Annotated in this window: 20 protein-coding genes; 8 read left to right on the top strand and 12 right to left on the bottom strand. The window is 44.6% G+C overall.

Annotation, left to right across the window (positions count from 1 at the left end):
* Positions 1–105: 105 nt before the first annotated feature.
* From L2W36_RS02255 to L2W36_RS02230, 6 genes are read right to left on the bottom strand one after another with little or no spacing between them, the layout of a single operon-like run.
* On the bottom strand, positions 106–984 hold the full coding sequence (locus tag L2W36_RS02255; RefSeq protein ID WP_236109212.1) for an L-ribulose-5-phosphate 3-epimerase: 879 nt from the start codon (positions 982–984) through the stop codon (positions 106–108).
* Between the two features lie 9 nt (positions 985–993).
* Positions 994–1,641 (bottom strand): 3-keto-L-gulonate-6-phosphate decarboxylase UlaD, encoded by a 648-nt coding sequence (locus L2W36_RS02250; protein ID WP_006069737.1) that lies wholly within the window; start codon positions 1,639–1,641, stop codon positions 994–996.
* Positions 1,642–1,646: 5 nt separating this feature from the next.
* Positions 1,647–2,468 carry a Cof-type HAD-IIB family hydrolase gene (locus tag L2W36_RS02245; protein WP_006069736.1) on the bottom strand — a complete coding sequence of 274 codons (822 nt, stop codon included), beginning with the start codon at positions 2,466–2,468 and terminating at the stop codon, positions 1,647–1,649.
* Positions 2,469–2,472: 4 nt separating this feature from the next.
* Positions 2,473–3,165, bottom strand: coding sequence for an L-ribulose-5-phosphate 4-epimerase (locus L2W36_RS02240; RefSeq protein WP_006069735.1), 693 nt, complete (start codon positions 3,163–3,165; stop codon positions 2,473–2,475).
* A gap of 10 nt (positions 3,166–3,175) precedes the next feature.
* On the bottom strand, positions 3,176–3,655 hold the full coding sequence (locus L2W36_RS02235; protein WP_006069734.1) for a PTS sugar transporter subunit IIA: 480 nt from the start codon (positions 3,653–3,655) through the stop codon (positions 3,176–3,178).
* Positions 3,656–3,711: 56 nt separating this feature from the next.
* Positions 3,712–5,472: a PTS ascorbate-specific subunit IIBC gene (locus tag L2W36_RS02230; protein WP_006069733.1), complete on the bottom strand. Its 1,761-nt coding sequence runs from the start codon at positions 5,470–5,472 to the stop codon at positions 3,712–3,714.
* A gap of 365 nt (positions 5,473–5,837) precedes the next feature.
* On the opposite strand from L2W36_RS02230, the gene ulaR reads away from it, so the two are divergent.
* The 4 genes from ulaR to L2W36_RS02210 all read left to right on the top strand — a co-directional run bounded on the left by ulaR (position 5,838) and on the right by L2W36_RS02210 (position 8,878).
* On the top strand, positions 5,838–6,593 hold the full coding sequence (gene ulaR / locus L2W36_RS02225; RefSeq protein ID WP_006069732.1) for an HTH-type transcriptional regulator UlaR: 756 nt from the start codon (positions 5,838–5,840) through the stop codon (positions 6,591–6,593).
* A gap of 112 nt (positions 6,594–6,705) precedes the next feature.
* Positions 6,706–7,773: an L-ascorbate 6-phosphate lactonase gene (ulaG, locus tag L2W36_RS02220; RefSeq protein ID WP_006069731.1), complete on the top strand. Its 1,068-nt coding sequence runs from the start codon at positions 6,706–6,708 to the stop codon at positions 7,771–7,773.
* A 57-nt stretch (positions 7,774–7,830) separates the two neighbouring features.
* Positions 7,831–8,076, top strand: a complete 246-nt coding sequence (locus L2W36_RS02215) for a hypothetical protein (RefSeq protein ID WP_062456470.1) — start codon at positions 7,831–7,833, stop codon at positions 8,074–8,076.
* Positions 8,066–8,878 (top strand): Cof-type HAD-IIB family hydrolase, encoded by an 813-nt coding sequence (locus tag L2W36_RS02210; protein WP_236109211.1) that lies wholly within the window; start codon positions 8,066–8,068, stop codon positions 8,876–8,878. Before L2W36_RS02215 ends, L2W36_RS02210 begins: the two co-directional genes overlap by 11 nt.
* A 41-nt stretch (positions 8,879–8,919) precedes the next feature.
* On the opposite strand, the gene L2W36_RS02205 is transcribed toward L2W36_RS02210, so the two are convergent.
* A complete protein-coding gene (locus L2W36_RS02205; RefSeq protein WP_236109210.1) occupies positions 8,920–9,720 on the bottom strand; it encodes an acyl-CoA thioesterase in 801 nt (266 codons plus the stop codon).
* Between the two features lie 204 nt (positions 9,721–9,924).
* Between L2W36_RS02205 and L2W36_RS02200 the strand changes: the two genes are divergently transcribed.
* Both L2W36_RS02200 and L2W36_RS02195 read left to right on the top strand, forming a co-directional pair.
* The gene (locus tag L2W36_RS02200; protein ID WP_236109209.1) at positions 9,925–10,452 is read left to right on the top strand and encodes a TetR/AcrR family transcriptional regulator; all 528 of its coding nucleotides are present in this window, start codon (positions 9,925–9,927) and stop codon (positions 10,450–10,452) included.
* A 15-nt stretch (positions 10,453–10,467) separates the two neighbouring features.
* Positions 10,468–11,514, top strand: coding sequence for an alcohol dehydrogenase family protein (locus L2W36_RS02195; protein WP_236109208.1), 1,047 nt, complete (start codon positions 10,468–10,470; stop codon positions 11,512–11,514).
* 85 nt (positions 11,515–11,599) lie between these two features.
* Here L2W36_RS02195 and lpdA read toward each other — a convergent pair whose 3' ends face one another.
* The gene (gene lpdA / locus L2W36_RS02190) at positions 11,600–13,009 is read right to left on the bottom strand and encodes a dihydrolipoyl dehydrogenase (protein ID WP_198559315.1); all 1,410 of its coding nucleotides are present in this window, start codon (positions 13,007–13,009) and stop codon (positions 11,600–11,602) included.
* Between the two features lie 194 nt (positions 13,010–13,203).
* On the opposite strand from lpdA, the gene L2W36_RS02185 reads away from it, so the two are divergent.
* Positions 13,204–13,542, top strand: a complete 339-nt coding sequence (locus tag L2W36_RS02185; RefSeq protein WP_006069724.1) for a hypothetical protein — start codon at positions 13,204–13,206, stop codon at positions 13,540–13,542.
* On the opposite strand, the gene L2W36_RS02180 is transcribed toward L2W36_RS02185, so the two are convergent.
* Positions 13,536–14,738 (bottom strand): MFS transporter, encoded by a 1,203-nt coding sequence (locus L2W36_RS02180; protein ID WP_236109207.1) that lies wholly within the window; start codon positions 14,736–14,738, stop codon positions 13,536–13,538. The genes L2W36_RS02185 and L2W36_RS02180 overlap by 7 nt on opposite strands.
* An 85-nt stretch (positions 14,739–14,823) precedes the next feature.
* Here L2W36_RS02180 and soxR point away from each other — a divergent pair, with 85 nt between their 5' ends.
* Positions 14,824–15,258, top strand: coding sequence for a redox-sensitive transcriptional activator SoxR (gene soxR, locus L2W36_RS02175; RefSeq protein WP_006069722.1), 435 nt, complete (start codon positions 14,824–14,826; stop codon positions 15,256–15,258).
* A 30-nt stretch (positions 15,259–15,288) separates the two neighbouring features.
* Here the strand turns inward: soxR and L2W36_RS02170 are convergent, their stop codons facing one another.
* The 3 genes from L2W36_RS02170 to L2W36_RS02160 form a co-directional block, all read right to left on the bottom strand.
* Positions 15,289–16,962, bottom strand: a complete 1,674-nt coding sequence (locus L2W36_RS02170; RefSeq protein ID WP_198559317.1) for a DUF342 domain-containing protein — start codon at positions 16,960–16,962, stop codon at positions 15,289–15,291.
* 306 nt (positions 16,963–17,268) lie between these two features.
* Positions 17,269–19,305 (bottom strand): GNAT family N-acetyltransferase, encoded by a 2,037-nt coding sequence (locus tag L2W36_RS02165; protein ID WP_236109206.1) that lies wholly within the window; start codon positions 19,303–19,305, stop codon positions 17,269–17,271.
* Positions 19,306–19,384: 79 nt separating this feature from the next.
* Positions 19,385–20,356 carry a ParB/RepB/Spo0J family partition protein gene (locus L2W36_RS02160; RefSeq protein ID WP_031494124.1) on the bottom strand — a complete coding sequence of 324 codons (972 nt, stop codon included), beginning with the start codon at positions 20,354–20,356 and terminating at the stop codon, positions 19,385–19,387.
* Between the last annotated feature and the right edge of the window lie 2 nt (positions 20,357–20,358).

Here is a 20,358-nt window from a genome sequence, read left to right as displayed (position 1 = left end):
CTCTGAGGTAATCAACGAGGGATGTCAATAGATGAAAAAAGACGCAGCTTGGAGGGAAATCGCTGCGTCTTACTTCAGGAGCTCATATTAACCAATGTTTGCCAACTAGCTAAACAGCAGAGGTACCTCCACGCTCTGACAAACATGGTTTAATCGTTGCTTGGCTATCTCAATATTTTCGCGCCAGTTATCATCTTGCGCCCACATTTCAATCACCATTGGTACAACACAATCGGTACGTTTAAGTGTCTCGATAATCGCCTCAAAATCCACTTCACCATCACCAATCACCAAATCCCTAAACTGACCTTGGTAATCGTTGGTAACTTTATAAGTGTCTTTAAGGTGAATTTGCACAATGTGCGGCATACTCAAGGCCAGTTCCGTCGATACGTCATAATTCCAACCTGAGATATTACCCACGTCAGGATAGGCCGTGAAAAATGGCGAGTTTACTTCACGATTAAGCACTTCAAATTTGCTTAATGAGTTGAGGTAACAGGTATCCATTATCTCGACCGCTAGCATCACACCAGCTCGCTCTGCCATTTTTGCAGCTTGCTTCATCCCTTGGATAAAGTTCTGGTGCGTCTCTTGGTTAGCTGGCTCATAATAAACATCATAGCCCGCGAGCTGGATGGTTCGGATACCCAATTTAAACGCCAACGTAATCGCTTTTTCCATATGTAGGTGTGCTTGTTGACGTACTTGTGGATCCAAAGAGCCATAAGGGTACTTGCGGTGAGCACTAAGACACATTGATTGCAAAGGGATCTCGTAGCGTTCGCATAACCTTTTCAGATCGTAAATGGTCTCGTCATCCCAATCTAAGCGGCTTCTTCTTTCATCCGATTCATCGACGGAAATTTCTAAGAAATCGAAACCGAGCAGCTTGGTTTGTTGCAGTTTTTCTTCCCACGACAGTTCATTAGGCAACGCCTTTTCATACAGTCCCATCCGCGGTCTATCTAGCATCTGAAACATAGTGGCTCCTTAGTTCCAGAAACGGTCAATTTGCGCACGCAGTGCTTCTGCGGTCGCTTTTCCGTTCTCGCCCGCGAGTGCACGACCTGCGATAAACGTTTTTGCCTTAATGCCTTCAAATAAGTACAAATCTTCTGGCACGATACCACCTGTAATGGATAGCTCGATGCCTAAGTCCGACAATTGACGCATTTTAACTAAGTCTTCTTCAGTCCAACCAACACCCGCAAGTTCTGCATCGCGAGAGCGGTGATAGATGGCTTGCTTGATACCTAGATCTACCCATGCTTGCGCATCTTCCATGGTCCAGTTGCCGTAAATTTCAATTTGAATTTCACCGTTAAACTCATCAGCAACTTTCTTACATGCGCCTATGGTTGCAATATGAGCGGCAGCTGACACCGTGATCCAGTCTGCACCAGCTTCAAATGCCATTTTAGAAAGAATTGCACCACCATCAGTAGTTTTCATGTCGCAAACAAGTACATGCTCAGGGTGGTTCGCTCTTAGTGTTTTTACTGCATTCATTCCTTCTGCAAACGCGAGAATGGTGCCTACTTCAATCACATCCACAAAGCTCTCTACATTGTTTGCTACTTCAATCGCTGCAGATAGATTGGTTTGATCTAGAGCGATTTGAATCATTGGTTTAGTCATCTTACTTATCCTTTAATTTTTTCACGTATTAAACGGGCAAGGCCGTCTTCGTTGTTATTCGTTTTGCAGGTGATTTTGGCGCTTTGTTTTACCATCTCATCGGCATTTTTCATGGCGATGCCAAGCCCGGCATACTCAAGCATGGAAATGTCATTGTGGTTGTCACCAGCAGCAATGACATGATGTGCTTCGTAGCCAAGTCCTTTGACATAATCAGCCAATCGTTTACCTTTGCTATTCCCTTGAGCGGCAAAATCAATACGATTGGACCAAGAGCGCTCACCATTAAAATTGCGCTTTATCCAAGAGTGTTCTGAGAGACGCTGAACCGAACTCGGCGCGCCCTCCACCACAAATTTCCACACATAATCAGTCTGTTGTGCCAATTGGCTGAACGAATCTATCTTGCGTATTTGTGGCTGATGCTGCTTCGGAAATTGCATTGCCCAAGACTCCAGCGCTTGCATATAAGCAATAGGATTGGCTCGGCTGTACGTCATCTCATGCGTTACGTACATCACCATTTTCATTTGAAATTCAGTGGCTAGTTCAATGAACTTCAACGCATTGTCTTTATCGATAGCGTTATGCTCTACTACCTCATCTCGTTGGTAGTCATACACATAGGTACCGTTGCAACATATGATTGGCGTCGTCAGCTCTAGCTCATCGTAGAAAGGCTTTGCTGCGGTATGATGTCGGCCAGTAACAATGACGACATGACATTGCGTTCGAGCCATGTGGATAGCAGATTTCACCTCCGGGTGAATCGTGTGGTCATCCGTTAATACCGTGCCATCTAAATCAAGAGCTAGTACTTTATACATAGGCTTACCTCTGGCCGTAATAGGCGTTCTCACCATGCTTACGCAAGTAATGCTTGTCTGACAGTTCTGGTTGAATCTTGATACCGCTATTGAGAGAACGTGTCGCTAATGCCATCGCCGAGATTTCTTCAAGCACGACAGCGTTGTGAACCGCATCGTGACCATCTTTGCCCCAAGAAAATGGCGCGTGTCCAGCTACAATCACACTTGGAATCGACATCGGTTTGATATTGCGTTGGTTAAATTCCTCCACTATCACCAAACCAGTATTGCGCTCGTACTCCCCTGCGATCTCCGCTTTAGTTAGCTTACGCGTACAAGGAATGTCGCCGTAAAAATAGTCTGCATGGGTCGTACCCAGTGACGGGATATCAATGCCCGCTTGAGCCCAAATAGTAGCGCTGCGTGAGTGGGTATGAACGATGCCACCAATTTCCGGAAACGCTTTATAGAGTTCAACATGCGTATCGGTATCACTGGATGGATTTAGCGACCCTTCCACTCGGTTGCCATCAAGATCAATCACTACGATGTCATCCACCTTCATGTCATCGTATTCAACGCCAGATGGTTTAATCGCAATGACGCCACGTTCGCGGTCAATTTCAGAGACATTGCCCCAAGTAAACGTCACTAGTCCATATTTTGGTAATGCGAGATTGGCAGCGAGAACTCGTTGTTTTAGTGCTTGATACATAACGCCTCCGTTAAGCCATCTCAGCGGCTAAGGCTTCATCGATAACGCGGTAGATGTCTTCTTTTGATTGGCAGCGGCGCAATTTATCGAGATCAACGCCCGTTTCACTGTCTTCATCATCGAGTACCTGGGTAACTTCCATTAAGCCTTCCATATGCTCATCAGACGAACTACCCGCTAAAGTAATCAACACATCGACAGGCTCATCTTCACCTTCGAAATAGACTGGCGTGTTCAGAGTCACTAGTGCAAACGCGGTTTTAATCACACCGTCTTCTGGTCTCGCATGAGGAAGTGCAAGATTCGGAGCGATACAGATGTAAGGACCTAATTTTTCTACACTACTGATGATGGCCTCATGGTAAGAGGGCTTGATAGCGCCAGAGGCAATAAGCATGTCGGTACCAATGGTAATCGCTTCACGCCAATCACCCGCATGAGCGTGCAATTTGATAGAGTTGTTTTCGATTAGGGATTGCTTCAGAGCCATGATTTATCTCCTTCATCGGGCCAGCCATTACGCTGGCCCTTTTTGGTGTGTCGTTATTATTTTTGTGTTGCGAAGTTGGTGTTTATGATGTCGAGTAGCTCATCACCAAATGAATTTGGGTTAAGCATGTTTTGTACACCCAGCACAAACTTGCCATCGCCTGGATCCATCTCAGCAGAAAGGTGCTTAGATGACACGATGATGTCGGTAGATGCGAGTTTCGATTTGTAGTCAGACACGGCACATGAATCCATCACGTGGGGTATGCCTTTCTTCTCAAGATACTTACCAATCTTCATCTTCATCATCATTGATGAACCTTGACCGTTACCGCACACAGCAAGGATGCTTACTGGACGTACACCGTCGCTGGCTTCTACCGCTTTAGCTACAGCTTCAATCACTTCTGGTTCTTCTGTAACCGTTACCGTACCTTGAGCATCTTCTTCTGCACGCAATGCACGTGATGCGTAGAACATGTACACACCAGATAGCGCGACAAGAACGAAGAAGAACAAGTTAGATGCAGATAGACCTTGCATGATTGGTGGGAAAATTAACGCCCAGTCCGCCATACCCATCCAGCCGCTGAACTCAGTGCCTTGTTGGGTGAATAAGTGGATAGCCCAAGCCGAACCCACAACTTCGATGATGCCCATTACGAAACAGATCTTCATTACCGCTTTCCAGCCACCAAAGTGGTTAGCAAACACACCGATCGTTGCGTTAGAGAAGAACATTGGAATGAATCCAGGAATGATCATGATTGGCGCATCAAACGCTAACATCGCAAGAACCGCGACGAACTGACCAATCGCACCCCACATGAAACCAAATACCATTGCGTTTGGAGAGAATGCGTAGATAGCCGCACAGTCAATTGCCAATACCGCGTTTGGAATTACTCGCTCAGAAATACCTTTGAAAGCTTCTGACAGCTCAGCGACAAACATACGAACACCGGCAACAATAACCTGAATCGCTACCGCAAACTTAAGACCAGTCTCAAGGATGTAGATTGTCCAGTGCGTGCTTCCAGCCATGGTTTGTAGGTTATCGAGGCCAAATGAAAGAAGGATAATACCGAAGAAAACCGTCATCACGATCGCTGTTGCCGCGATGCTATCGTGGAATATGTGCAACCATTTAGGCAGTTCTAATTGGTCAACGCTATCATTTTTGTCACCCAGTTTTGGTGCCACTTTGGTAGCAATCCAAGAAGCAACCTGTTGTTGGTGACCAATTGAGAACCCAGCGCCACCGGTGACGGCTTCTGTTGGCTTAAACATGATATTGGCGGAGATACCCCAATACAGCGCCATCAGAATTGCTGAATAGATGATCGTTTCCCACATACTAGCACCAAGCACGAAGTAGAATACTGCGATCAAACCCGCTTGTTGGAACATGATATGTCCAGTAAGCATGATGGTTCGAATACCGGTATAGCGGCGGAAAAGAACTAGTAGAATGTTGATGCCGAGTGCTAAAAGAACGGCATAGCCTACCCATGAGTAGTTATCACCCATCGTCTCCATAGTAGCCATCATTGATGTGTATGGGTCAATGACCGAACCGGTGAGTCCGTGGAACTCAGAGAGTTTTTCAATTACGGGTTTGAAACCTGCGACTAAGGTTCCCGCCCCGACTTGTACCAGCATAAAGCCGACAATAGTTTTGATTGTACCTTTGATGATGGTGGTGCCGTCACGTCTGAGTAGCCAGTAACCAATACAAGTTACCAGACCCAGTAGCAGCGGCGCTTTGGTCATTACTTGACTGTAAAATATGTAGAAGATGTCGTATAGAAACTCCATATTCTTGCCCCTTGGTAATGTTTTATATTTATGTGTAGGTCAGAGATTGTCCGTGTCGTTCACTGATGTTCTGTTCAGTAGTTGCTCACAACACAAACATTACCAATCATAAGTAATCATTCAATGCTCATTTATGATTATTTTGATTTTTATCAATTTTCGCGTTCTATAAACTGTATTTTTGCCAACACGATCACACACAAAAACAACAAACTTTTTAATATCAACAGCTTAACTATTTTTAGTGATTTACTTAGCACTTTTAGGGCGAGAGAATTTGACAGTCCGCCCTGAGCAAAATAGAATCATTACAAATCAAAAATAATCACCAAGTAATCACTTGATGACAAATTAAGGTGATAACCATGAATGAATTACAAAGACATGATGGAATCTTGTCTCTACTTGATGAAAAGCGAGTCATCAATGTGGCTCACATCATCGAGAACTTCGATGTTTCGCCTGCAACCGCCAGACGTGATATCGCAAAACTAGATGAGCTAGGTAAATTAAAAAAAGTAAGAAATGGTGCAGAACGTATTGAGATTAAGCGCAAGGCTTGGAGCCCGCTCAATATTGATACCACCGATCATTACCACGAAAAATCACGCATTGCAGTGAAAGCCGCCTCTTTGTGTCAACCAGGCGATAGCGTTGTGATTAACTGTGGTTCAACAGCTTTCTTATTAGGACAAGAGCTATGCCAGCAAGATGTGCAAATAGTGACGAACTATTTTCCACTCGCCAGCTATTTAATTAATGAGGATCATGAAGATGTCATCATTATTGGCGGGCAATACAACAAAGCACAGAACATATTTCTTAATCCGTCACCAAACTCTTTAGGCGGATACGCTGGCCACTGGATGTTTACCAGTGGTAAAGGGCTCACTGAAAACGGTTTGTACAAAGCGGATATGTTAACCGCAGTATCTGAGCAGCAAATGGTAGAACAGATCGACAAACTCGTTGTTGTGGTAGATAGCTCGAAAATAGGTAATCGCACTGGCATGCTTTTCTGCCCAGCAGACAAAATAGATATCTTGATTACTGGCAAAGATGCCAACCCTGAAGTGATAGAAGCAATAAGAAGTAACGGCACCGAAGTGCTTCTCGTGTAAATAATTAACTAACCAAGTCCAGAAAAAATAACCAAGTACCTCTTTGCAAAAAGAGGTGCTAGGCACCCTACATCCAAAATTTGACCAATTTATTGAAATAAAAGGTATTGTTATGAGCAACGTAAATGAAATTACTCGTGAATCATGGATTTTAAGCACTTTCCCTGAGTGGGGTACTTGGCTAAATGAAGAGATTGAAAATACTGTCGTAGAGCCAAACACATTTTCAATGTGGTGGTTAGGCTGCACGGGTATTTGGCTTAAGAGTGAGGGCAATACTAACGTTACTATCGATTTCTGGTGTGGTACTGGTAAAAAAACACAAAAGAACCAGTTCATGAAAAACCAACACCAAATGATGCGTATGGGTGGTGTTGAAGCACTCCAACCAAACTTACGTACAGCAATTTTCCCACTTGATCCCTTTGCGATCAAAGACATCGACGCAGTTATGGCCTCTCACGATCACGCCGATCATATCGATGTTAACGTGGCGGCGGCAGTACTACAGAACTGTGGCGATCATGTAAAATTCATTGGTCCACAAGCGTGTGTTGACCTATGGATGGGCTGGGGTGTTCCAGAAGATCGTTGTATCGTGGCAAAAGTAGGTGACGTTCTTGAAGTGGGCGATATGAAGATTCGCGTTTTAGACTCATTTGACCGAACGGCTCTAGTAACTCTGCCAGAAGGTACTTCTTCGTATGATAAAGAGATCCTAGATGGTATGGATAAACGCGCTGTAAACTACTTGATTGAGACTACAGGCGGTAGCGTATACCACTCAGGTGACTCACACTATTCAAACTACTACGCAGCACACGGTAACGAGTACCAAATAGACGTAGCCCTATTGTCTTATGGTGAAAACCCTCGCGGTGTCACTGATAAAATGACGTCATCTGACATCCTTCGCGCAGCTGAATCTTTAGACTGTGAGGTAGTCATGCCGTTCCACCACGATATTTGGGCTAACTTCCAAAACGATCCTAAAGAAATCGAAGTACTTTGGAATATGAAGAAAGACCGTCTGCAGTACAGTTTTGCACCTTTCTTCTGGCAAGTCGGTGGTAAATACACCTATCCAACAGATAAAGGTCGCATGCACTACCAGCATTTCCGCGGCTTCAAAGACATCTTCAAAAATGAGCCGGAGCTTCCATATAAAGCATTCCTATAAGGCGAACCGGGGGCGATATTCGCCCCCTTTTTTTTATCTGAAGAAAGGAACATCTGAATGCTGCTAAAGGAATTCAAACATCATTTTGCAAGAGGTGATATTGAAGGGGCAATAGCCCTTAAACCTCGCACGGCAAGGGGCTACTATCTGCTGATTATGAGCTCAAAATGGGGAGTGAACAGCTTCTTAGAAACAGGACGCGATCTCACCCCCCGCGTGTTCATGACAATGAGCGCGCTAATCAATGCCGCAACAGCGATTGGTTTGCAACCTAATCAAGTTGAGGTACAACATGAAGTATAAGCTCATCGCCATTGATCTAGATGGAACGCTACTCAATTCACAAGGGGAGATTGATACCCAAACCCAGCAAATAATTCGCTCCATAGCTGCAACAACAAACATCATCTTAACGACAGGTCGCCACCACACCACCGTCGCCTACTATCACCAACTGCTGCAATTGCACACTCCGGCCATCTGTTGTAATGGCTCTTATGTCTACCAGTTCGAAAACCAACAAATTACTTTTGCTGAGCCTATAGACAAACAGCGAGTGGCGCACTTTGTTTCTCAGTCTGAGTCTCTCGATCTGATTGCTTATGCTGACGACAAAATCTTGCTTTGTTACCAACATCCCGCTAATTACATCTCAAAATTGGAGTCATGGGGCACCACGCTCGAGCCAAACATCCAGCCCAAAATAGAGCGTGTTACTGATTTCGCGAGCGCGCTGAGCGATTGCAAGCATATCTGGACGTTCGTAACAGAAGGTAGTCCAAATGATATTGATGCCTTTATCTCTGACCCGCTGATTTATGAAAATTTCAGCTACGAACAGTCCTGGTTTAACCGCATTGGCTTTAACAAAAAAGGCAATAGTAAAGGCGCCATGCTTTCACGCTTAGCCACTTCGTTAGGCATTGAGCTTGAAGATGTTGTGGCAATCGGCGATAACGACAACGATGTATCCATGTTGCAGTGTGCAGGACTTGGCATTGCGGTAAATAATGCGACAAAGAAACTGAAAAACTGTGCGGATGTGGTAACGAAAGCCTCAAATGACCAAAACGCTATCGTTGAAGCCATGAAGATAATTTCTTAGCACTAGGAGAGCATGTCTCTCCTAGTTATGTCTTCTTGTTATCAATCGAAGATTGCGATGCTCTGACGACTGACTGCCACCAACTGACCTCTATTGTTCCATATATTGGCCTGAGCATGCGCGTATCCTTGAGCCGCCTGACGAGTATGAGATTGGTAAGCAAACCAATCTTCTGGTTCAACAGGTTGGTGAGGATGGATAAATTCCAAGTTCCACATCATGCTGCTGGCAGGCGCGGGCGTTGACATCATTTGCAGCACACCTGGAGGCCATGCGTCGACCAAACAAATAAGATGTGCATCTGTAATCTGTTTTGGAGCTTGCTTGAATCGCATCCAACCCCAAGTATGTGAGTCTTTACTTGCAGTAAATGGTAGATGACCTCTAGCCAAAGCAAGATCGATATGCGATGTATAATTAGGGGCACCTTGAGCCACATCAGGAAATCTAGGTAGTTCATCCGGCAGTGGCATGATGTGGTTATCGTTGTTGTTAACACTAATATTCGAGTCGCGATCTGCCCCAAAACACCCTTGCTGAAAAACAGCAACCTGACCATTTTGAATCAATCGAGCACTCATCTGAGACACGCTTTTTCCTTCACGTAACACTTCGACTTCAAATGTGAAAGGCACATCTACAAGCAGCGGACCAACAAAATTGGTGTTCAATGAACGCAATACACGTTCACCATTAACTTTGGATTGCATGATGGTATACAACAGAGAGGCAGATAAACCACCAAACACCGTTCTGCCTTGACCCCACGAAGATGGAATGGCCATATGCTCTCCAGTTTGAGCACATTGATTAGCTTTTTCTAATAATTCATCGAAATGCATGCCGACCACCTCATGTTAACAACTTGTTAGTTAAACGATAACTGGTCGGATAAGATAAATCAACACGAGCCTTATTTTTCTATAACCAAAGTCATGTTTGTTATAAAAATAAACATTATTTGTTAAGCATGATAATAATTGACAGGTGTAGAACAATTACTCTACCCTATAGGTAGTACAAACATTCTACCCATAGGTTTTACGATGCCCCAACAACAAATAGCCGAGAACCTGGAACGTGCTTTTGCGCAAAAAGGGTTTGCAGAACCGAGTGTTGCTGAGCTAAAAGCACTTTCTGGTGTCAGTATGCGAACGCTTTATAAATATTTTCCTTCTAAAGAAAGTATGGTCGTGGGCGCGCTGGATTATCGTCATCAACGTTACCTATCGTTACTAGAAAGCTGCCACAGTGCTCCTGGCTTGACTGCCACCTTATCGGCGTTTGATACGCTTAGTCACTGGATGAGGCAGAACGCACCAAAAGGATGTCTTTCTGCAAATGCTCTAGCGGCATTTCCTGACAATGCAGAAATTCACTCCGCAGTTGAAATCTATAAACATGCGGTAATTCAACAATTGGCGCAGATAAGTGGTCGTGAAGATCTAAGTCAGGCGTTATATGTACTTCATGAAGGTATCACGGCCGCTTACCCTATCCTGGGAGAAGCTGCCGTGAGTGCCGCTAAAACGGCAGTCAGCGCTCTATTCACAGCGACAACATCAAACAACTAAAAAAGGAAACCACACATGAGTTCAATTATGACTGGCGTTCAGCTCATTGGGCACGGTGACTTAGAACAACTTGTCGTTAAATCAGACATCGCGGTTCCTAAACCAGCCGCTAATGAAGTTCTCATTAAAGTCAGCGCCGCAGGCGTAAACAACACCGATATCAACACTCGTATTGGCTGGTACTCCAAGGGCGATAACGATAGTGAAGATGCAGGCTGGTCTGGCAATGCTCTTTCTCTACCAAGAATTCAAGGTGCGGACGTTTGTGGTCATATTATCGCTGTAGGAGAGCATATTGACGATGCTCGAATTGGCGAACGCGTGCTCATTGATCCTTGCCTTCGGTACGCCGATGGAGAACGCCTTGATCACTTCTGGTACTTTGGCTCTGAGTGTGATGGTGGTTTTGCAGAATATACCGTAGTGGATTCTCGCCAGGCTTACAGTGTAAATTCAAGCTACAGCGACATTGAGCTCGCCTCTTTTCCGTGTTCTTACTCAACCGCAGAAAACATGCTCACCAGAGCATCAGTCACAGCTAATGATACTGTTTTAGTCACTGGCGCATCGGGCGGTGTGGGTTCTGCTGCAGTGCAGTTGGCGAAAGCACGTGGTGCTAAGGTGATTGCAGTAACTAGTGAATCGAAGGCATCAGCCTTACTTGATATCGGTGCCGATAAAACGGTATCACGTGGTGAAAGCTTGGTGGATACATTGGGTAGAAACAGCGTTAGTGTTGTCGTTGATCTCGTTGCAGGTCCTCAATGGCCAGAGTTACTTAAAGTGATGCAACCCAAAGGCCGCTATGCCGTCTCTGGTGCTATTGGTGGCGCGATGGTCGAACTCGACGTTCGAACACTGTATCTAAAAGATCTGTCTTTTTTCGGCTGTACTGGGCTCGAAGATGAGGTATTTCCAAACCTAATCAGCCGAATCGAACACTCACAAATAAAACCACTGGTGGGGAAAGTGTTTGCATTATCAGATATCAAACAGGCACAACGGGAATTTGTAGAGAAAAGCCATATCGGGAAAATTGTATTGCAAGTGACACAAGGATAATACTAAAAACAACCAACTCTCCAATGATGCCCCCTTGCTTTAACAAGTGGGCATCGTCTCTTGGTAACAAGACGTTCGATATTGGTTATTTCTTGCGGGGAGGTAACATATCGGTCATAGAGCCTTCAACCAATTCAGCAGCAAAGGCAAAGGTTTCTGCTAATGTAGGATGAGCATGAACAGTGTGAGCGATATCTTTAGCACGCCCCCCTAGCTCTAACATCGCAGCTGCTTCGTGAATGAGTTCCCCAGCATTTTCTCCACAAATCCCTGCACCTAAAAGCGTACCTGTTTCGGCACAGAAAAGCGCTTTGGTGACGCCATTCGTCGCCCCAACACTCTGAGCTCGACCACTGACCAACCAAGGCACTTTGCCTGTTTGGAATTCTATACCTTGCTGCTTAGCTTCCTTCTCTGTCACACCGACCCAAGCGATCTCCGGACTGGTGTATGCCACCGATGGAATGGCTACAGCATGAAAAGTTGAATCCATACCAGCGATAACCTCTGAGGCCACCTTGCCTTCGTGTGTTGCCTTGTGAGCCAACATCGGTCCTTTGACGATGTCACCGATAGCAAAAATATTAGGGACGCTGGTTTGCATCTTGTCATTCACAGGAATAAGCCCCTGTTTATCAACCTCAATGCCTAGCAAATCCAACCCTAAGTTGGACGTGTTTGGCCTGCGCCCAACAGCCACTAATACAGCATCAAAACACTCGCTTTCTGGTGCTTTCTTACCGTCAAAAGATACCGTGATAGCATCAGTACCCGCTTCAATGCCAGTCACCAACGTCTTGGTCAACATTTGATAGCGCTTCTTAACCGACTTAACTAAAGGTTGAACAATGTCTTTATCTGCTGCAGGAATCACTTGCTCTTGTGCCTCGACAATAGTGATCTGCGATCCCAATGCTGAATACACTTGTGCCATTTCTAGACCAATAATCCCGCCGCCAATGATCAGCAGTTTGTTAGGAATCGTCGTCAGCGCTAGTGCGTCGGTAGAGTCCCAAATCCTCGGATCATTAGGCGCGATAGGAAGTGATACTGAATGTGATCCGGTTGCGATGATGGCATGCTTAAACAAGATTTGCGTTTCTGATTCACCAACCACTGACAGTGCATTGCGTGAGGTAAACTGACCAACACCTTGAACGCGTGTTATCTTGCGAGCTTTTGCTAGGTTAGCAATTCCTTTCGTCAGCTCTGATATCGTGTTTTCTTTGTGAGATCGTAAACCGTCAATGTCTATGCTTGGAGTACCAAATGCGATACCCATTTGCTTTCCATGCTGGGCATGTTCAATTAACGCCGCTGCATGCAATAAGGTTTTGGATGGTATACAGCCTACGTTTACACACACGCCACCCAAAGTATCTTGCTTCTCTACTAGACATACAGACAGTCCAAGATCAGCCGCGCGAAAAGCTGCGGTATAACCTCCAGGTCCACCACCGAGTACAACTACATCTACGTTGATAGAATCCACCATCCCTATTCTCCTCATTTTTCAGAAACGTCACTACCGCAACACGATAAATTCCGTCCAGTATAGATCGTCTAAATGTCTGAGCAGTGTTAATTTTTGCTGTTAGGTGACCTGTGTTTAAAACTTCTCTTTATCTGTCTCAAATAGTGTTTAGTATGAGCGTTTGCGCACAAACCTAGGACAAACCACTAACTGCTATGAGAATAAAAGCACTGTTATCTTTCACCTTGCTCATCATGACGGGCTGTTCGTCATATCAAATGAATCAGCTTGGCCTTCGCTCCTCATCAGTTAATACTTACCCTAATTACATGGACACAATAGAGCTATGCGAAGTTGCCAACGGCTATCGAGCAACCAATCAAACTCGCATCTCCGTGAGCAGCGAGCAATGGAAACGCAATCTAACAACTGAACGCTGCGACGAGCTGGTAAAAGAACTCTACTTCAGTCGATTCATCCGTAGTATTACCATATCCAAACCCGAAGAAGCAGCGCAGCCTGTCCCAACGCCATTACCGGCAAAACCTCAATAGCTTTGTAACGTATGAGTATTATTTTTATCTTTATACAATAACAACATACCCAAAGCGGCTAACATCATCACAACGGCGGCCACCGCAAACCCAAGCTCCGTAAGATCGTAGTGAGTCAAATAGGCGATAAGAACATAACTCATACTTTGAACAAAAGTAGAGAATAACTTCATTCCACCATCTACTCTGCCTCGAACTCTATTATCAATCGTTTCATGCAGCTTATTTACTCTAGCGATTCGATTGGTCGCATTGAATAAGCCAATAAATAACGCAAAAATAACGAGACTAAGTGCTGACATCGAGCTAGCTAGTACACTCAATAACACCGCTAACCCGACAACACTGACAATCATTAGTTGTTCTTGTCGAAAACGAATCAGTAGCTGCGTAATGATAACTCCGCATAACATCGCGCCTAAACCATAATTGATTTGCCACCAAGCAAACCAATGACCTTCAATGTTTTGCTCGGAAAAATAGATAGGCACCAACTTAGACAAGTAAGTCATCATTGGGTAACTCAGACAGGACAGAGCAACAAACAAGAAAAACATCGGTGAGCGTGAAAATATGGCTTTAGATTCGCTCAGCTGTGTCATAAAAGATACATGCTTGGTCTCGCGTTGCTTTGGTTTGTAATGGATGCTGGCATAGCAAATCATAGCGCTGACAGAAAGTAACATGGCCAACAAGGCAAAGTACTCGATTGACCACTGTTCCAATAACAATACGCCTAAGCCGCCTGCAGTCAGGGTGATCATCTGTAGGACGATCTCTTGTTGTCCAGAGATTTTTGCATAATCTGATCTTTTATAGAGCTCTTGAGTGAATGCACCGTTTGTCCCCCATGCAAGATCGTTAGTTAACCAAAAAACCAGTTGAGCAACAGCAAGGGGCCAAAGTGCATTCGGTTCAATATACCAAGTAAAAACAACGAGTAATGCAGCTAGCGCCTGTAATAGTTGGACCAGTGCTAAGATATGCTTTCGCGAAAAACGGTCAATAGCCGTAGCAAAGAATGGGGTCGCAAAGAACGATAACGCCGTGCAACATAACGTGAGTATAGCCAAGAATGTACTGTTGTTTCCTTGCGTCAAGATGCTCCATGGGAGCGCCATTAACATCATCCCTGAAGCGATACCATCGAACAGCAGTGCAGAGAGATGTTGCAGCGAAGTCCTTTTCATCATCATTCCTTTATCTTTGTGAGTTGCTTCAATGCTAATACCTCAACATTACTTGAGGTCAAGCTATACTTGAGTGTAAAAGGAGAATGAAATGGAATTATCAGTCGGTCAGGTAGCAAAGCGTGCGGAAGTTGCTGTATCAGCACTGCATTTTTACGAGCAGAAAGGAATGATTTCTAGTTGGCGAAACCAAGGGAATCAACGTCGCTATGACAGCTCAGTCTTGCGACGTATAGCGGTTATTAAAACAGGACAGCAACTCGGGCTCAGCCTAGAAGAGATTAAAGAGGCATTGTCGGTGCTTCCTATTCATAGAGCCCCCTCTCAAGAAGAGTGGGAGTCTATGGGCAAAAACTGGAAGCGAATATTAGATGAGAAAATTTGGCTAATGACCAAACTTAGAGACGAGCTTGGGGAGTGCATTGGTTGTGGTTGCCTCTCGCTAAGTCGCTGTCGACTAAGAAATCCTGACGATATATTGGCCCAGCAAGGAAATGGTGCTTTGCTGTGGAAGCAAAGCACCTAAGTCATAGTCTAGGCTAACAAAAACTTGGTTCTAAACTGCAAGGTCTTCTTCTTTTAGCTTTGGAGCAAAATGGATAATATGCTTATTAAAGCTGAATGATGCAGGGCCGTGCGTATTTTTTGTCGTCACCTTTTCTTCGTCAAACGCGACGGTTACACGTGTGTGAGTTTGAACCAAAGACTCTACCGTATTGAGCTCTAATTTAGCAAACAGCTCCAGCTCCAATCTCTCTTTTTCAGCATTGAGTTCATCTAACGCTTCGGTGTTTGAACTATTTAATGCTTCGAGCTCTTTATTCTGTTCTTCCGTTCTTGCTGACTTAGGAACCTTCTTAAGCTCTATTTCGCGTCGGATTGCTTTCATTTTACTTTCTTGAAGCTCGGTATAACGTAGTTGCAGTTGTTCTAGTCCATCTTGGTAATTTTGGAACTGCGCAAAAGCTTTTATGTAGGTGGCAGTATCACCTTCCACACCGAGTTGATTACAAACCACTTTGCCACCGACTATCGCTTCTCCACCACTTAAAATCCCTTGTTTCTTCCCTGCGCCAGTCACTATTAAATCACCGCCACACACGATGTCGTTGTTTAGACTATGCACCGTAAAGTGAATATCTCCTTGTGAGCTAATATTGGCAAACTGAGCGTAGTTAGCGACAACATCGCCGCCAGACTCAATGAGACAAGATTTGGGTTCGCCATCATCAACATTATGTCCGATGATACCTTTACTGACGATGATATCCCCTTTCGACTTCAAAATTGCCGACTCGACAAATCCCCCAACAGTAATAGTCCCTGTCGCTGTCACTTCCATATTGGGTTCAATATTTCCAGAAATCACCACACTGCCCTTAAATTTGATATGTCCGGTGGATATATCCACTTTACTTAAGCAGAGGGCTTCATCAATCTCGACACCCGATGATTTAATTACCGGCATTCCTGACATCGTAGACAACAATGTATTCGGGTTATCAGCCGAGAACTTGGTCCCTGCTCCCGGTTTAAGTGGATTGTCTTTGACTGCTTTAGGAGGGATGATGGCTCCAGTGACTGTGAATCCATTCTCACCTTTGATGGCCGGTATTCGCTTCATCACTTGCTCATTTTCACCTACCGTAACAATGGCTCCTAAATCACGCATATCTACTTTGTCTCCATCGCCGGTAGCTTGCGGTTTGAGTACACGCTTTTTAGGGTCAGCTACTAGTGGAATAAACTGCGCATCTTTACCTTCTTTCGGCCTTTTTCCTATCGCCACAGGTTGGGTATAGCTCTCACCAGCTTTAAGCTGACGACTGAGTAGCAGTACCTTCTTTAACGCTTTTTTGTTAAGCCCTTTAACTACTCTGGATTCTGTGAGTGATTTGATGATGTCATTAGGCTGAAGTGGATTGCCGCCGTATGCTCCAGTGACTTTAATACTAGCAATCATATCTTGCTCGGTTAGTATCACTTCAGCGCTAGCATCTTTAATTTGGGCAATAGTGATGCCAGAAAAGGCTTCACCTTTTGCACTTGCAGCACACTTTATGAATTGATTGACAGCAGATTCGTCAAGAAAGAAATGCTGGGCATTAAGCTCACCCAACATGTTGTTTAGCAAAGAAGCTTCTAATGCCAGACCTTGCTCATACTCACTCGGTAATTGGGCAATAACTTCATTACCATTTGACGATATTTTGAGAACACTTTTCCACATGATGGCTAGACACTTCCTTATGCTCATTACACAAGCTCAAACTGAACAATGTGATCATGCTTCAACAATTTTAATTATCTTAATGTAGTCTCAGTAGTGAGACTATGTTCAATATCGAAAACTCCGGTTGGCGTCACGGTAATTCGGTTGGTTCTTTGACTCTGATTCAACTATGAACGTGTGGTGGGTGAGAGAGAACTGAATTTGAGTTTGAAGAGGATTTACAGTGTAAAAACAGGATTCTGGCAATTTACACTGTAAACGTCGGTGGCTTTGTTTACAGTGTAAATCCAAGGCAAGAGAAGTTTAAGTCAATTTACACTGTAAACGTTCGATGAGTGAACAGAGTTCCAGCCTGAATTGAGTTTCAGCTTGTTTACGTCCCTCTAGGCTCAATTGATGGACAACGTGTTCCCAAGACCATTCTTGCAACACGACGGCCGTGACAATCGGACTATCAACATCTACTGAGGCATTTGCGAGAGACACCATGAAGTCGAACAAATCGCTACGGCTGGAAACCAATGAGTTGCCACCTCTTGAGTACAGAATGGCGAGCTTCGATGGCAACGCAGCGCTTCTCTCTATAATTGAAGTCGAAAATAATGACCATGCAAGCGATGGATGAATATCCCGATTGACCGATCTCAATTGATAAACTAGATTTCGGCTGAACTGTTGTTTAGCTTGGGAAAGCCAATCTTCACTATTTTTAGATGTTGGCAATACCAAAGTAAGGCTATAGGTACCACTAGCTTTATCTTTAGCACTACCCAGTTTAAGCGGAACGAATTGGTTGCTTTGCCAGAATCTAAACAGCTCTGTGGTCACCCCAAAGCTGGTGGCAAGATAATCTACCTGATCACCTATTAGTAGTTTCAAACGACGCAGCATCTCAGAACCGACACCAGAGGATTGTACTAGAGGATGAACCGCTATTCGCATCACTCTGCCACAACATTGCGTAGCTGGCTCAGATAGAGCAAGGTGATTAGCTAGCTCAACCGGCGCCAAGTTACCCGGCGGACGAGACTGCCCTAGTTGGACTCTCTCTACGATATCAAGAGACAAATCCCCTTCCCTATTTAAGAGAACAGCGCCGACAACCTGACCATCGTAACTCATGGTATAAAGCGTCATTGTTTTTGACGAGAACAATAACATCAGATCGTTAGGAGAAGTCTGGTAGTGCGCATTAACGAGTAAAGCAAAGGCTTCAGACAATATTGATTCGTTATTGCTACAATCATTTGTTGCCACTGAAGAAAAAGACCAACGCTTTGAGTCAAACGAATCAAACTTAACGTCACTTGCCAACTGTGTTAGCTCAGCTTGTAATAGAAACGCACCGGCGCACCACTTCTCTAAAGCATCGTTTTGGGCCCATCGAATCGGCTGCTGCATATGATGTAGTTTGGTTCCTTTACGTTCCTTCTGGAGCCAAGGAAGGAACTTAAGGCTAAACCCTCTTCCACACCCTTCATAACCATGAACAGTCGAACTGATAACTAGACGATGGTAATGGGCAACAATGGTTTTCAAGAGTGGAACTGGAATCGCTGCGGCTTCGTCGACAAACAATAAATCACAAACAGGAATTGACTTTATCAGCTCATCTGGCGAAACAAACTCAATAGATGACGAAGCGCTTTGTTCTAGCTGACTGAAGCCAAATACAGGCTGAACAGCAGCTTTGCTTGGCGCAGTGACCAGGATTCGACACGGACGTGAAGCGGCTATTCTTGCCGCCGCTAGTCCGAGGGCACTGCTTTTGCCACGCCCTCGATCGGCAGTAATAACCAAAGGACGTTTTCTATGTCCCGTAAGGACTCGCTCGATGGCCTCGATGGCTTCGTTTTGTTCTACATAAATATTGCTACTCTCACGCGCCTGGTGTTGATTTTGCCAATAAGCCAAATCATTAATCAGGTTACGGCTTGATTGTTTCAGTCGAGGTAGCAAAGCGAGGTGTCGCTCTAACCAAGGATGTACATCACTTCCATTACTTAACAGAATGAGTACACCGCCTCCTACGAGCGCACCAAGTGCAGCATTAAAACTATTAGCATCAAAATCATCGCTAAGCGTCACGACGAGTAGCTTAACTTCCCTTCCTAGTAGACGTTTTCCTTGTTTAACCGGAATAGCGTCTAGAGAGCCGATAGATTCTTCTCCTAGCTGAAACTTAGAGTCTTTAGGAAAGCGCATCGAGAATTGCTCAATCAATTCATGCTGCCATGCCAGTGAGCCTTCTAAAATGAGCGCACTTCGTTGAAAGCGCTCATCCGCTATTGCATGTTGTTGCTCGAGAAGATGAAGCTGTGAGGAAAATAAAGCCGTCATGGGTATCATTGCTGTGTGGACTTACCACAATATTAACACAAAAAAATACCTCGCTATGGCGAGGTATTTTGAAAGTTATTTAGTTCATCTTAGTTTTTATGAACTCTAGGATTTCATCCATTGTTTGATCATCGACCTTTTTAAGGTTGAGTGCTAAATTTGGACCTTTGCGAGTGTAACTTGCCCGTCCCTTAACGAGATCAATTTTCGCGACTTTAGCTCTCTTAGGTGGCGCAAGTTCATGCATCCAGTTCTCTAGAGTTTCCGACACATCTTTGGTAATGCGTGCAACACCTTGAGCACGACTTTTCTGCCACACGTAACCTTCATTCTGGTGACAACGCTGAATCAATTGGTTTTGTTTGTCACCATCAAGCTCGCTAAATTGTTTATGTAGACGCACAATAGTTGGACGCCCTAAATCACTCACGTTAGGGTATGCTTGAAGAAGTTCTAGTGGTAAGTCTGCAGCTTTCAGAGCTCCGCTTACCAGAGCTTCGCTACATTGAAACATTTTCGCTAGCGCTTTTTGGTCTTCAGCTTCGCCGCTTTCAAGCTTAGCTAGCATCTCTTTACCTTTTTCATATAGAGACAGCGGCTTATGGGCGTTCGCAACATCAGACAAGAATTTAGCGTGGTCGCCATTGATGTTTTCAGCAACATAAATCAAGAACTCTTTTTGAGCCAGAATACATGACATACGACGACGGCTACCATCAAGAACTTCAATGGTTCCGTCTTTTTGACGGCGGCCAACTGCTGGATACTGTTGCCCTTTATCTCTTAAAGTTGCCAGTACATCAGAGAGTGCGTGCTCGTTTAAGAATGATTGCTCACGTGCATTTTCTTCAAATACGAACGTCTTCGATTCCACTTCATTTGCAGGAATACGCACAAGTTCAAATGAAACTAGCTCCTCCCCTGCAACTGATAACTCAATATATTGGGCTTGTTCCTTGGCTGCGGTTTGCGCTTCCTGAGGGGTAGTTGCACGTCTCTTATTTGCTTTTCCGAAAAGCTTAGCGTTAAGTTCAGAAGTTTTAATAGCCATAT

Source organism: Vibrio sp. McD22-P3, from assembly GCF_021568915.1.
In the GTDB taxonomy this organism is placed as follows: domain Bacteria; phylum Pseudomonadota; class Gammaproteobacteria; order Enterobacterales; family Vibrionaceae; genus Vibrio; species Vibrio mediterranei.
Note: the sequence above shows the minus strand (reverse complement) of the source record. Positions and strands in the feature narration are given on the sequence as shown.

Excerpts from the sequence above, each read along its gene's own strand:
- L2W36_RS02185 (WP_006069724.1), top strand. The coding sequence starts at position 13,204 with ATGAGAATAAAAGCACTGTTATCTTTCACCTTGCTCATCATGACGGGC.
- L2W36_RS02160 (WP_031494124.1), bottom strand. The coding sequence starts at position 20,356 with ATGGCTATTAAAACTTCTGAACTTAACGCTAAGCTTTTCGGAAAAGCA.
- L2W36_RS02250 (WP_006069737.1), bottom strand. The coding sequence starts at position 1,641 with ATGACTAAACCAATGATTCAAATCGCTCTAGATCAAACCAATCTATCT.
- L2W36_RS02180 (WP_236109207.1), bottom strand. The coding sequence starts at position 14,738 with ATGATGATGAAAAGGACTTCGCTGCAACATCTCTCTGCACTGCTGTTC.
- L2W36_RS02205 (WP_236109210.1), bottom strand. The coding sequence starts at position 9,720 with ATGCATTTCGATGAATTATTAGAAAAAGCTAATCAATGTGCTCAAACT.
- L2W36_RS02170 (WP_198559317.1), bottom strand. The coding sequence starts at position 16,962 with ATGTGGAAAAGTGTTCTCAAAATATCGTCAAATGGTAATGAAGTTATT.
- L2W36_RS02195 (WP_236109208.1), top strand. The coding sequence starts at position 10,468 with ATGAGTTCAATTATGACTGGCGTTCAGCTCATTGGGCACGGTGACTTA.
- L2W36_RS02235 (WP_006069734.1), bottom strand. The coding sequence starts at position 3,655 with ATGGCTCTGAAGCAATCCCTAATCGAAAACAACTCTATCAAATTGCAC.
- L2W36_RS02255 (WP_236109212.1), bottom strand. The coding sequence starts at position 984 with ATGTTTCAGATGCTAGATAGACCGCGGATGGGACTGTATGAAAAGGCG.
- L2W36_RS02165 (WP_236109206.1), bottom strand. The coding sequence starts at position 19,305 with ATGACGGCTTTATTTTCCTCACAGCTTCATCTTCTCGAGCAACAACAT.
- L2W36_RS02215 (WP_062456470.1), top strand. The coding sequence starts at position 7,831 with ATGCTGCTAAAGGAATTCAAACATCATTTTGCAAGAGGTGATATTGAA.
- L2W36_RS02240 (WP_006069735.1), bottom strand. The coding sequence starts at position 3,165 with ATGTATCAAGCACTAAAACAACGAGTTCTCGCTGCCAATCTCGCATTA.
- ulaR (WP_006069732.1), top strand. The coding sequence starts at position 5,838 with ATGAATGAATTACAAAGACATGATGGAATCTTGTCTCTACTTGATGAA.
- soxR (WP_006069722.1), top strand. The coding sequence starts at position 14,824 with ATGGAATTATCAGTCGGTCAGGTAGCAAAGCGTGCGGAAGTTGCTGTA.
- ulaG (WP_006069731.1), top strand. The coding sequence starts at position 6,706 with ATGAGCAACGTAAATGAAATTACTCGTGAATCATGGATTTTAAGCACT.
- L2W36_RS02245 (WP_006069736.1), bottom strand. The coding sequence starts at position 2,468 with ATGTATAAAGTACTAGCTCTTGATTTAGATGGCACGGTATTAACGGAT.
- L2W36_RS02210 (WP_236109211.1), top strand. The coding sequence starts at position 8,066 with ATGAAGTATAAGCTCATCGCCATTGATCTAGATGGAACGCTACTCAAT.
- L2W36_RS02230 (WP_006069733.1), bottom strand. The coding sequence starts at position 5,472 with ATGGAGTTTCTATACGACATCTTCTACATATTTTACAGTCAAGTAATG.
- lpdA (WP_198559315.1), bottom strand. The coding sequence starts at position 13,009 with ATGGTGGATTCTATCAACGTAGATGTAGTTGTACTCGGTGGTGGACCT.
- L2W36_RS02200 (WP_236109209.1), top strand. The coding sequence starts at position 9,925 with ATGCCCCAACAACAAATAGCCGAGAACCTGGAACGTGCTTTTGCGCAA.